General features: G+C 75.9%; 11 protein-coding genes. 1 reads left to right on the top strand and 10 read right to left on the bottom strand.

Features of this window, described 5'->3' with window-relative positions; genetic code table 11:
* Positions 1-49 precede the first annotated feature (49 nt).
* A complete protein-coding gene (locus ABD879_RS23640; protein ID WP_345023764.1) occupies positions 50-934 on the bottom strand; it encodes a phosphatase PAP2 family protein in 885 nt (294 codons plus the stop codon).
* Between the two features lie 525 nt (positions 935-1,459).
* Between ABD879_RS23640 and ABD879_RS23635 the strand changes: the two genes are divergently transcribed.
* Complete coding sequence (locus tag ABD879_RS23635; protein WP_345023762.1) at positions 1,460-2,455, top strand: LacI family DNA-binding transcriptional regulator; 996 nt, start codon at positions 1,460-1,462, stop codon at positions 2,453-2,455.
* Between the two features lie 18 nt (positions 2,456-2,473).
* Here the strand turns inward: ABD879_RS23635 and ABD879_RS23630 are convergent, their stop codons facing one another.
* From ABD879_RS23630 to ABD879_RS23590, 9 genes are read right to left on the bottom strand one after another with little or no spacing between them, the layout of a single operon-like run.
* Positions 2,474-3,172 (bottom strand): HAD family hydrolase, encoded by a 699-nt coding sequence (locus tag ABD879_RS23630; RefSeq protein ID WP_345023761.1) that lies wholly within the window; start codon positions 3,170-3,172, stop codon positions 2,474-2,476.
* Positions 3,169-4,101 carry a phosphotriesterase family protein gene (locus ABD879_RS23625; protein WP_345023759.1) on the bottom strand — a complete coding sequence of 311 codons (933 nt, stop codon included), beginning with the start codon at positions 4,099-4,101 and terminating at the stop codon, positions 3,169-3,171. The genes ABD879_RS23630 and ABD879_RS23625 overlap by 4 nt, the downstream gene beginning before the upstream one ends.
* Positions 4,098-5,066: a shikimate dehydrogenase family protein gene (locus tag ABD879_RS23620; protein WP_345023758.1), complete on the bottom strand. Its 969-nt coding sequence runs from the start codon at positions 5,064-5,066 to the stop codon at positions 4,098-4,100. Before ABD879_RS23620 ends, ABD879_RS23625 begins: the two co-directional genes overlap by 4 nt.
* Entirely contained in the window at positions 5,063-5,692 is a 630-nt protein-coding gene (locus ABD879_RS23615) for a bifunctional 4-hydroxy-2-oxoglutarate aldolase/2-dehydro-3-deoxy-phosphogluconate aldolase (protein WP_345023757.1), read from the bottom strand. Before ABD879_RS23615 ends, ABD879_RS23620 begins: the two co-directional genes overlap by 4 nt.
* A 42-nt stretch (positions 5,693-5,734) precedes the next feature.
* On the bottom strand, positions 5,735-6,703 hold the full coding sequence (locus ABD879_RS23610; RefSeq protein ID WP_345023756.1) for an NAD(P)-dependent oxidoreductase: 969 nt from the start codon (positions 6,701-6,703) through the stop codon (positions 5,735-5,737).
* On the bottom strand, positions 6,700-8,190 hold the full coding sequence (xylB, locus tag ABD879_RS23605; protein WP_345023755.1) for a xylulokinase: 1,491 nt from the start codon (positions 8,188-8,190) through the stop codon (positions 6,700-6,702). Before xylB ends, ABD879_RS23610 begins: the two co-directional genes overlap by 4 nt.
* On the bottom strand, positions 8,187-9,338 hold the full coding sequence (locus tag ABD879_RS23600; RefSeq protein ID WP_345023754.1) for an ABC transporter permease: 1,152 nt from the start codon (positions 9,336-9,338) through the stop codon (positions 8,187-8,189). Before ABD879_RS23600 ends, xylB begins: the two co-directional genes overlap by 4 nt.
* Positions 9,335-10,933, bottom strand: coding sequence for a sugar ABC transporter ATP-binding protein (locus ABD879_RS23595; protein WP_345023753.1), 1,599 nt, complete (start codon positions 10,931-10,933; stop codon positions 9,335-9,337). The genes ABD879_RS23600 and ABD879_RS23595 overlap by 4 nt, the downstream gene beginning before the upstream one ends.
* Positions 10,930-11,970, bottom strand: coding sequence for an ABC transporter substrate-binding protein (locus ABD879_RS23590; RefSeq protein WP_345023752.1), 1,041 nt, complete (start codon positions 11,968-11,970; stop codon positions 10,930-10,932). The genes ABD879_RS23595 and ABD879_RS23590 overlap by 4 nt, the downstream gene beginning before the upstream one ends.
* Positions 11,971-12,048 lie beyond the last annotated feature (78 nt).

Raw genomic sequence — 12,048 nt, 5'->3', positions numbered from 1 at the left:
TTCCTAAGACCGCTTGGCCTCCGACTTGGCCGCGCGGCGCGCCCCCGCCCTACGCGGCCACGGGGGCCTGCGGCGCGGTGCTCTTGCCGGATTCGGCGACGGCGGCCTCCGGCTGTTCCCGCCGGTCGCGGGCCCGCTCCCGGCGCGGGCGCGCGGGCGGGCGCAGCACGAGCATGACGACGGCGAGGATGACCAGCGCGACGGCCCCGTCCAGCCAGTAGTGGTTGGCGGTGCCGATGACCACGCCGAGCGTGACGACCGGATGCGCCAGCCACAGCCAGCGCCACCTGGTGCGGCACGACAGGACGAGGCTGACGGCGACGAACACGGCCCACCCCACGTGCAGGGACGGCATGGCGGCGAACTGGTTGGCCATGCCGTCGTCGTGCGCGGGGCCGTACACGCCCGGCCCGTACACCGCGCCGGTGTCGACGAACCCCAGTCCGCTCAGCATGCGCGGCGGGGCGAGCGGCACGGCGATGTGGACCGCGAGCGCCACGCCCGTCATCACCGCCAGCACCGTCCGCGCCCACCGGTAGTGCCAGGGGCGCCGCGCGTACGTCCACACCAGGAACAGCGCGGTGGCCGGGAAGTGCACGTACTTGTAGTAGGCGTTGGCCGCGACGACCGCCGGGGTCGGCAGCTCCAGCAGCAGGTCCTGCAGGTCCTCCTCGCTGGGCAGGCGCAGGGCGCGTTCGAGGTCCCACAGCCGCCCGGCGTTGGCGAACGCCTCGTCGATGTGGTGGGCGCCGAGCAGGCGGCCCAACTTGTAGGCGGCGAACAGCAGCGCGACCAGCGCCAGCTCCCGCAGCGGGCGGCGCCATCGGCCCGACGGCGGGAGGACGGCCTTCCACCCGCTCCTCCCGCGGGGGGTGCGGTCGGCATCGGGCCGGCCGCCGCGCGACAGGGGGGTGGGGACGCGCACAGGCAGCACCGAACACTCCACTTCATCGTGAAGGCCGCCCGGACCAAGGGTGTCGCGGCCGGCAAATAAAAGGAAGCGTCGTTTTATATGAGAATTGTCACAAGCTGACACTGGCATGCCGCGGGCCGCCGCGGTACGGCGACGCGCGGCGGCCCGCGAATCGTGATCTCAGCGTTGCCGGACGGCGGCGCGGTCCGCGGACACCGACCGTCCCGACGCGGACGGCTGAGAGCGCTTCCCACAGCTTCCCGAAGTCACGCGTCCTGACCTTTTTGAAGTCATGCCAGGTGAGAAGGCATCTCGCCGACCGCTCTTGACATGGGCGGAGGCGGAGGGCGACGCTAGTGAGAGCGCTCTCACAGCGTGGGCGGTCCGGGCCGCGCTCCCCTCTCATCGCCCTTCTCCGGCGGCCCGGACCGCAGCCGGCGGCCGGGCGCGCGCCCGGCCGCTACGCCGGCGCCGTGGGGGCCGGTCCGGTGGCGGGACGGGCCGCGTCCGTCCCCCTGTGAAGTCGGCGACAGGCGGGGGCACGGCATGAGACGGCCGACGCTCGAGGCGGTGGCGGCGCGGGCGGGCGTGTCCCGCGCCACGGTGTCGCGGGTGGTCAACGGGTCGGCCACGGTCACGCCGGAGATCCGCGACGCCGTGCTCCGGGCGATCGACCAGCTCGGGTACGTGCCCAATCCCGCCGCGCGCAGCCTGGTGACGCGGCGGACCGGCTCGATCGGGCTGGTGATCTCCGAACCGCCCTCGCGGGTGTTCTCCGACGACCCGTTCTTCGCGGTCGTGGCGCGCACCGTCGGCCAGGAGCTGGCGGACGCCGACAAGCAGGTCGTGCTGCTGCCCGCCTCCTCCCCCGCCGGGCACGCCCGCGTCGAGCGCCATGTCGCCGGCGGGCACGTCGACGGGGTGATCCTTGTGTCCATGCACGGCTCGGACCCGCTGCCCGCGGCGCTGGCGCGCACCGACGTGCCGGTGGTGTCGCACGGCCGCCCCATCGCCGCGGTGCCGCTGCCGTACTGCGACTGCGACAACGTCGGCGGGGCGCGGTCGGCCGTGCGCCACCTGCTGGAGCGGGGGCGGCGCCGCATCGCCGCCATCACCGGTCCGCCCGACATGAGCGCCGCGTTGGACCGCATGACCGGCTACCGGGAGGTCCTGTCGGGCGGCGACCGCCGCTCGCTGGCCGCCATCGGCGACTTCACCCGCGCGTCCGGGGCGGCGGCCATGCGGCAGCTGCTGGAGGACGATCCGGGCCTGGACGCGGTGTTCGCCGCCAGCGACCTGATGGCGATCGGGGCGCTGCACGCGCTGCGGCAGGCGGGCCGCCGCGTCCCCGACGACGTCGCCGTGGTCGGGTTCGACGACATCGAGGCGGCCCGCTTCACCGACCCGCCGCTGACGACCGTGCGCCAGCCGGTCGCCGAGGTCGCCCGGGCGGTGGTGCGCAGGCTGCTGGGGCCGGCGGACGAGCGCGCCGCCGAACCGCTGATCCTGCCCACCGAGCTGGTCGTCCGCGACTCCACCTGACCGGCCCGCGCTGCGCCCCTACCGCGGTACCGGCGGGCCGAGCAGCCAGCGGCCCAGCGCGGGCAGGTCCGGCAGCACGCGGTCGGCGTCGGCCAGGTGCGGGCGGCCGGGCGCGGCGATGCCGGTGACCGGGCAGCCCGCCGCGCGCGCGGCGGCCACGCCGGTCGGCGAGTCCTCCACGGCCAGCATCCGCGCGGACGGCAGCCCGCGGCGGCGGGCCGCCTCCAGGTACGTGGCGGGGGCGGGTTTGGGCTCGGCGACCTGGTCGGCGGCGACCGTCGTGCGCACCAGGTCCAGGACGCCGATGGCCGCCAGCAGCGGGCGCAGCACCTGGGCGGGCGAGTTGGACACGACCGCGACCGGCCAGTGCCGCGCCAGCTCCGCGACCGTCTCGACGGCGCCGGGCAGGGCGGCGGGCGCGCGGGCGACGCGCACCGCCGCCTCGTGCAGCAGCTCCGCGCGCAGCGCCGCGTGGTCGACGGGCCCGGGCATGGCGGTGGCCAGCAGGTCCACGGTCGCGGCCAGGCCGAGGCCGTGGGTGGCGTCGCGCAGCGCGTCGGTCATGCGTCCGCCGTGGCGTTCGACGACGGCGCGTTCGGCGTCGGCCCACGGCTCGTCGGTGTCGGCGAGCACGCCGTCGCAGTCGAACGCGATCCCGGCGATCGCGTGCCCGTCCGGCCCGGGTCCGTCCGGCGCGGGTCCGTCCGGCGCGGTCACGGCGTCCAGTCCAGGAGCCGGGCCGGGTTGTCCACCAGGACGCGCCGGACCAGGTCGGGGCCCGCGGCGCGCTCCAGGCGCGGCACGAAGCGGGCGGGCAGGTACTCCAGGCCGGGCATGCCGCCGTAGGCGAGGTAGCGGGTGCGGCGGGCGACGTCGCCGCCGAGCAGCAGCCGGTCGGCGCCGCCGAGCTCGGCGGTGCGCAGCAGGCAGTCCAGGATGACCGAGTCGGGCCAGGACTTGTGCCGCGCCATGCCGTCGTAGCCGAGGTAGGCGCCCGCGGCGGCGAGTTCGGCGTGCAGGCCGGGGTCGGGGTTGCGGTCGATGTGGGCGAGGACGACGCGGTGCGCGGGCACCCCGGCATCGCCGAGCACGCCGAGCACCTCGAACGCCGCGCTGCCGTGCTCCAGGTGCACCATGACCGGGGCGCCGGTGGCGCGGTGCGCCTGCGCCACCCCGTCCAGCACCCGCCGTTCGAACCCGCCGATCGACCAGTAGCCGATGCCGGCCTTGAGCAGCCCGGCCCGGGGCGCGTGCGGACGCGGCGCGGTCAGCGCGGCGTCGTCGCGGACGCCCTCGGTGAGTTCGGCGGTGAACAGCCGGCCGAGCGCCGCGGCGTCCATGTCCAGCAGCGGGTGCCCGTCGCGGTAGTGCGCGCGGCGGTGCGCGCCGGTGGTGAGCACCACGCGCAGCCCGGTCGAGCGGGAGATCCGCGCGACCGCCTCGGCGTCGCGGCCGAGGCCGACCGGCGTCGCGTCCACCATCGCGTCGATCCCGGCGGCGCGCAGCCGGGCCGCCTCCCGGCCGCTGCGCTCCTCGTCGTCCAGCTCGTCGCCCGGCAGCAGCGGGCTGACCTGGAACAGGTGCTCGTGGTAGTCGGTGCGGCCGAGGTCGGCGGCGGCGATGTCGCCCAGCGCGGTCCTGATCACCGCGCCTCCGCGGCGACGCGGGACAGCTCGTCCACCAGGTCCGGGGTCAGCGCCACGTCGAACACCTCGGCGACGACCTGCGACCAGCCGTGCACGAAGTACCGCCAGCCGTCCTCGACCCGCAGCCCGGCGCGGTCGCTCTGCTCGCGCGCGGCGCGCAGGAAGTCCAGCTCGCCGCGGTAGTTCAGCTCCCACACCACGGCCTGGCGGGGGAAGGCGGCGCCCGGGCCGAGCGGCGAGCCGGGCCGGTCCTTGCCCAGGCCGGTGGCGTTGACGACCAGGCTGCCCGGCGGCATGGCGGCCAGCAGGTCGTCGGCGGGGCCCTCGGCGCGGCGGGTGACCAGGCGGGGGCCGCCGCCGGCGGGCACGACGCCGCGCAGCGCGGCGAGCCGTCCGGCGTCCACGTCGGTGCAGACGATCTCGGCGGGGGCGTCCGCGCGGTGCGCCAGGTACCAGGCGATGGCGGTGCCCGCCCCGCCCGCGCCCAGCAGCAGCACGTGCCCGCCCGTCTTGGCGAAGTGGTCCGGCGCGAGGAACTCCTCCAGGGCGAGCCCGGCGGTGATCGGGTCTTTTGCGTGCCCGATCAGCCGCCCGCCGCGCTTGGAGATCGAGGAGATCTCGCCGCACAGCGCGGCGAACTCGTCCACTTCGTCGAACAGGTCGGCGGCGGCCCGGTACACGGCGATCTTGTGGGTGGTGACCAGGGCGCCGCGGCGGCGCGGGTCGTCGCGGATGGCGGCGACCGCCTCCCGGTAGCGGGCGGGGTCGCCGTCCAGCGCGATGTCCCGGCCGACCAGGCGGGCGCCGTCCAGGCCGAGGACCCGCGCCCACGCCGGGAACACCCGCATGATCGACGACTGGCCGGTGCTGACGCCGATGAACTCCATGACCGGCCCGTCCGCGTCCGGCGCTGCGTCCGATCCTGCGCGCGGCGCCGCGTTCGGCTCTCTGTCCAGTGCGGTCATGACCGGGCCTCCCGGAGGGCCGCGGCGAACGCGCGGGCCCGCGTGGTGATCTCGGCCAGGTCGCCGGAGGCGATCGCGGACGAGGGGGCCAGTTCTCCCCCGGCGCCCACGGCCAGCGCGCCGGCGGCGAGCCAGTCGGCCACGTTGCCGGCGGCGACGCCGCCGGTCGGCACCAGCGGCACGTCCGGGAACGGTCCGCGCAGCGCCCGCAGGTAGCCGGGGCCGCCCAGCGCGGCCGGGAAGATCTTGACCGCGTGCGCGCCGAGCGCGGCGGCGCGCATCAGCTCGCTGGGCGTGAGGGCGCCGAGCAGGGTGGTCAGGCCGGTGTCGAGCATGGCGCGGGCGAGGTCGTCGTCCGTGCCGGGGCTGACCAGGAACCGCGCGCCGGCGTCGGCGGCCGCGCGGGCCTGCTCGGCGGTGCGGACCGTTCCGGCGCCGACGAGCGCCTCGGGGTGGGCGCGCCGCGCCTGGTCGATCACCGCGGCCGCGTCCGGCGTGCTGAAGGTGATCTCGATGCCGGTGATGCCGCCCTCCACCAGCGCCGACACGCAGCGCAGCGCCGAGTCGGGGGTGGGCGCGCGCAGCACGGCGAGCACACCGGTCGCGCGGAGATCGTCGATGGACATGCTTTCCTTTCCGGGGGTGGCGGAGGTCGGGTGCCGGGGGTGTCAGGCGGGGACGGGCACCACGTGGGCGGGGGTGCGTCCGGCGAGCGCGTCGAGCACGGCGTCGGCGGCGCCCTGGCCCATGCGGTCGACGGCCTCGACGGTCTGCGCGCCGATGTGCGGGGTGACGACCACGCGGTCGGCCAGGTCGGGCGCCAGCAGCGGACTGCCCGCCGGGGGGCCGTCGTGCCGTCCCTCGCCCGCCAGGGTGTCGGCGGCGTAGGCGGCCAGGCGCCCGCCGCGCAGGGCCTCGGCGACGGCGGCCTCGTCCACCAGGTCGGCGCGGGCGGTGTTCACCAGCACCGCGCCGGGGCGGAGCCGCGCCAGCCACGCGGCGTCGGCGAGCACGGCCCCGCCGGGGGCGTGCAGCGACACCGCGTCGCACCGTTCGGCCAGTTCGGCGATGCTTGCGGCCGGGCGCACGCCGTCGGCGGCGCCGGGCGGCGCGTACGGGTCGTAGGCCAGCACCTCGGCGCCGAAGCCGCGCACGCGCCGGGCGACGCCGCGGCCGATGCGGCCGTACCCGGCCACGCCGACGGTCAGCGCGCCCAGCTCCCGGCCGCGCCGGGTGCGCCAGTCGCCGCCGCGCACGTCCCGGTCGCCGGCGACGACGGCGACCAGCTCGGCCAGCAGCGCGCCGACGGCCAGGTCGGCGACGGCCGGGCTGTTGGCGCCGGGCGTGTTGGTGACGGTGACGCCGCGGGCGGCGGCGGCCCGCAGGTCCACGTTGTCGACGCCGACGCCGTAGCGGGCGACGACGCGCAGCCCGGGGGCCGCCGCCAGGTGCTCGTCGGTGATCGGCGCGGTGCCGGCGATCCAGGCGGCCGCGTCCGCCAGGACGGGGCGCAGCGCGTCCAGGTCGTGCGCCGTGGAGCCGCGCACCACGCGCAGTCCGGCGGCGGCCAGCCGCCGTTCGCAGTCCGCCCGGCCCCGGCCGAACGACCGGGAGGTGACCAGGACGGTGCCGTTCATTCGTTCTCCTGTTCGAACCACGATTCGAGCCGCCGGTAGGCGTCCAGGAAGGAGGCGTGGCGGCGCCGGTACTCGGCGTGCCGCGCCGGGTCGGGGGTGAACTCGGCGGTGATCTCCGACAGGTCCCGCGCCACCTCGAAGCCGGGCACCAGCCCGGCGCCGACCGCGGCGGTGACGGCGGCGCCCAGGCTGTTGGCCTCCTCGCCGATGCGGCGCCGCCGCACGGTGGCGCCCCAGGTGTCGGCGAGGATCTGCAGCCACAGGTCGCTGGACGCGCCGCCGCCGATCGCGTCCACCCGGTCCACCGGGTGGCCGGCCTCGCGGAACGCCTGCACGCAGGTGCAGAGGTTGAACGCCACGCCCTCCAGCACGGCCCGCGTCAGCTCCGCGCGGCCGTGGTGGCGGGCCAGGCCGAGGAACACGCCGCGGGCGGAGGCGTTCCAGTACGGCGAGCGCTCGCCGAGCAGGTGCGGCAGGAAGTACAGCCCGGTGGTGTCGGCGTCGGCGGCGGCGCGGGTCAGCTCGTCGAACCTGCCTTCGCCGCGGTCCGGGCGCAGCAGGTCGGCGACCCACTCCAGCGCGGCGCCGCCGGTCTGCATGGTGGCGGTCGGCACGTACCGGCCGGGCACGACGTGGTCGAACGTCATGGTCCGCATCGCCGGGTCGTGCAGCGGCTCGGCCGCCGACAGCGACACCCACGACGACGATCCCAGGTAGGTGTAGGCGCCGTCCTCGGGGTCGATGACGCCCGCGCCGAGCGCCGCCAGCGGCCCGTCGCCGCCGCCGAGCACCACCGGGGTGCCGGGCCGCAGCCCGACCGCCTCGGCGGACGCGGCCGACAGCTCCCCCACCACGGTCGTCGCCGGGACGATCTCCGGGAACAGCGCGGGGTCGAGCCCGGCGGCGTCCAGCATCCGCTCCGACCAGCGGCCCGCCCGCTGGTCGTAGGCGTTGGTGCTGGACGCGTCGGACGGGTCGGTGACCAGCCGCCCGGTCAGCCGCTGGACGATGTGGTCCTTGGCCAGGCACACGTGCGCGACCCGGGCGAACACCTCCGGCTCGTGCTCGCGCACCCACAGGATCTTCGTCAGCGAGTAGGTGGGGTGGATCCGGTGGCCCAGCAGCCGGTAGGCGGCGTCGGCGCCGATCTCGGCGGTCAGCCGGGCCGCCTGGGCGGAGCTGCGGTGGTCGGCCCAGATCAGCGCGGGGCGCACCGGGCGGTACGCCGCGTCCAGCAGCACCGCGCCCATCATCTGGCCGCTGAACGACACGGCGCGCACCGCGGCCGGGTCGGTTCCGGTGTCGGCCAGCAGCCGGCGGGTGGCGGTGGCGACCGCCTCCTCCCAGTCCGCCGGGTCCTGCTCGGCCACCCCGCCCGCGGCGAACCGGGTGCCGTAGCGGACGGTGGCGGCGGCGACCAGGCGGCCGTCGTCGCGGTGCAGCGACGCCTTGTCGCCGGTGGTGCCGAGGTCGTGCGCGATGATCATGTCTGCCTCCCGGTGCCGGCGGCGTCGCGGTCGTCGCCGGCGGACCCGCCCGCCGCGTCTCCCGCGTCGCCCGCGGCGTCGGCTGCAGCCGCGGCGGCGGCCGACGCGGCGGTGTCGCGCGAGCGGGGTCCGCGCAGGTTGCGCAGGTGCTCGGCGGCGACGGCGGCCAGGATCAGCACGCCGGTGAGGATCTGCAGCCAGAACGGGTCGATGCCGAGCAGCGTGCCGCCGTTGTCCAGCAGGCCGACCACCAGCGCGCCGACCAGTGCGCCCAGCGCCGTGCCGCGCGCTCCGAACAGGCTGGCCCCGCCGATGACGCAGGCCGCGATGGCCTGCAGTTCGTACCCGGTGCCGGCGGTCGGCACGCCGTTGCCGAGCCGGGACGCCAGCAGCAGCCCGGCCAGGGCCGCCAGCGTGCCGCACAGCGTGTAGGCGGTGATCTGCACGGCGCGCACCGGCACGCCGGTGAGCCGGGCGGACTCGGCGTTGGACCCGACCGCGTACACGTACCGGCCCCAGACGGTGCGGCGCAGGAACACCCCCACCAGCACCGTGATGATCAGCATCAGCCAGGTGAGGTTGGCGATGCCGAGCACGGTGCCGCCGGCGAGCTCGGAGAAGCCGTCCGGCAGCGGCTGGACGGTGCGTCCGCCGGTGAGCAGCAGGGTCGCGCCGCGGGCGATGCCCATCATGCCGAGCGTGACGATGAACGGGGGCAGCCGCACCGCCGCCACCAGCACGCCGTTGACCAGTCCGGCGAGCGCGCCGACGGCCAGGGCCAGCAGCACCGCCCACAGCACGTGCGCGCCGCCGGTGGTGTCGAACACCGCCTTGGCGGCCACCACGCCGGACAGGCCGACCACCGACCCGACCGACAGGTCGATGCCCGCGGTCAGGATGACCAGCAGCTGCGCCACGGCGAGGATGGCGTAGATGGACACCTGGCGGCCGAGGTTGTCCAGATTGGTCCCGGTGAGGAACACGTCGGTGGACAGGCTCAGCGCGAAGCCCAGGACCAGCAGCATCCCGATGCCGCCGAACCCCTTGTTGAACAGCTGCCCCAGCCGCAGGATCTCGCTGTCGTCGGGCTCGCGGCGGGCGGCGCCGCGGCCGCGTCCCTGCCGGGGCGCCGTGGTGACATCGGTCATGAGGACTCCACAGTGGTGACGTCGCGCCGCTGCCGTGCCGCGGCGGATGGGGTGGACGGAGCCGCGGCGCGGTCGGCTCCGCGCGGGCTGGCCAGCGCCAGCACCTTCTCCTCGGTGGCCTCGGCGGCCGGCAGGTCGGCGACCAGGCGGCGTTCGCGGACCACCACCACGCGGTCGCACAGTCCCAGCAGCTCGGGCAGGTAGGAGGAGACGACCACGATGGCCAGGCCGGCCGCGGCCAGGTCGGCGATGATGCGGTAGATGTCGGCCTTGGCGCCGACGTCCACGCCCTTGGTGGGCTCGTCCAGCAGCAGGACCTTGGCGCCCAGCGCCCGCCAGCGGGCGATCAGCACCTTCTGCTGGTTGCCGCCCGACAGCGAGGACACCGGGTCGCCCCAGTCGCCGAACCGCAGCCGCAGCCCGTCGACGGCCTGCTCGACGTGCCGGCGCAGGCGCGGCCGGTGCACCAGCCCGCGCACCCCGGCGGTGCGCCAGCTGGCGATCGCGATGTTCTCTTCGATGCTCAGCCCGGGCAGCAGCCCGGACTCCTTGCGGTCCTCGGTGAGCAGCCCGATGCCGAGCCGGGACGCCTTGCGGGTGGACCCGCGGGGCACGGGGCGGCCGTCCAGCAGCACCCGCCCCTCGGTGACCGGGTCGGCGCCGAACACCGCGCGCAGCAGCTCGCTGCGGCCCGAGCCGAGCAGCCCGGCCAGGCCGACGATCTCGCCCGCGCGCACCGACAGGTCCACCGGCTCGGGGAAGCCCGCCGGGCGCAGCCCGCGCAGCTCCAGCCGGGCCCGCCCGTCGCCGCGCACCTCCTCGCGCGGCCCGGGGTACAGGTTGGTGATCGTCCGGCCGACCATCGCCGCGATCAGCGAGTCCTCGTCGAAGTCGGCCATCGGGCGGGTGACCACGTGGGCGCCGTCGCGCAGCACCGTGACGGTGTCGCCGATGGCGAACATCTCCTCCATGCGGTGCGTGACGTACAGGACGGCGACGCCCTCGTCGCGCAGCGCCTCGACCCGCTCCAGCAGCGCCTGTCCCTCCTCGTCGGACAGCGCGGTGGTGGGCTCGTCGAAGATGACGACCTTGGCGTCCCGCGACAGCACCCGCGCGATCTCCACCAGCTGGCGGGTGGCGGTGGGCAGCTCCCCGACCGTCCGGGACGGGTCGAGGCCGCCCAGGCCGACGCGTTCCAGCATGGCGCGGGCGGCGGCGCTGCGGCGGCGCCGGTCGACGAACCCGGCGCGCGACGGGAACGCCCCCATGCACAGGTTGTCGGCGACGGTGAGGTCGTTGAGCAGGCTGAGCTCCTGGTAGACGACGCCGACGCCGGCGGCGCGCGCCTCGGCCGGGGTGAGGCCGCGGCGCATCTCGCGGCCCTGGATGACGTAGTCGCCCGCGTCCCGCTGCACCGCACCGGTGAGGATCTTGATGAGGGTGGACTTGCCGGCGCCGTTCTCCCCGGCCAGGCAGTGCACGGTGCCGGGGTGCAGGTCCAGGTGCACGCCGGACAGCGCGCGGACGGGCCCGTAGCTCTTGCTCACCCCGCGCAGGCTCAGCACCGGCGCAGTGCCGCCGCCGGGGTCGCTCACTGCCCGTCCCCCTTGTCCTTCGGCGGGTTGAGCAGCTGGGCGTACTCGGGCTTGTCGACCATGGACTTGTCGACGAGCACGGCGCCCGGGTCGAGGTTCACCGGCGGGGTGCTGCCGCGCACCGCCATCCCGGCCTCGACGACGCCCTGGTAGCCGAAGAAGAACGGGTTCTGCACGACGATCGCGCTGAGCGTGCCGGCGCGCACGCCGTCCACCTCGGCCGGGTCGGAGTCGAACGCGACCGCCACGACGCGGCCCGCGGCGTTCTTCTCCTTGATGGCGCGGGCGGCGCCGGTGCCGGAGGTGTTGTTGTCGGCGAACACGCCGACCACGTCCGGGCGGCTGCTCAGCACGTCGCCGACCTGCCCGACGGCCTTGTTGAGGTCGTTGTCGTTGACGAGGGTCTGCACGACCTCGGCCTTGGGGCAGTCCTTGGCCAGCCCCTGCTTGAAGCCGGTGAACCGGTCGACCAGCACCTGCTGCCCGGACACCGAGCTCTCGTGCACGATCTTGCCGTCGGGCGCGCCCTTCTGCTTGAGCAGCTCGCACATGCGCTCGCCGGCCTGCTGCCCGGCCTTGACGTTGTCGGTGCCGATGAACCCGTCGTTGGCGGCGGTGATCGCGTTGTCCACGGTGATCACCTTGATGCCCTGCTTGCGGGCCCGCTCCACCACGCCGTTGAGCGCGGTGGAGGAGTTGGAGGCCAGCACGATCGCGTCGGCGCCGCGGGAGATGGAGTTCTCCACCAGCTTGACCTGGCCGTCGATGTCGGTCTCGGACGTCGGTCCGAACAGGCCGAGCCGGATGCCGTGGTCCTTGCCGGCCTTGCGGGCCCCGGCCAGCATCGACTGCCAGAACTCCGAGTCGGTCGCCTTGGTGATGACATCGATCTTGGTTCCGGCCACGGCGCCGGTCCCGGAACCCGGTCCGGCGTCCTCGCCGCCGAAGGCGACCTTGCCCGCGGTGACGCCGGCGCCGATCGCGACGACGGCGATCGCGGCGGCGACTCCGGGGGACACGTAGCGGATGCGCGCCATTTACGCTCCTCTAGGGGTGGGATGGGGACGGGGCCGGGCGCTGTGCGGCCCGGCCCGGAAGGCGGGGGCTGTCTCGGC

The organism is Actinomadura keratinilytica (genome assembly GCF_039539665.1).
GTDB classification, from domain to species: Bacteria; Actinomycetota; Actinomycetes; order Streptosporangiales; family Streptosporangiaceae; genus Spirillospora; species Spirillospora keratinilytica.
The sequence above is the reverse complement of the archived record's forward strand: the minus strand, read 5'-3'. Positions and strand labels throughout refer to the sequence as shown.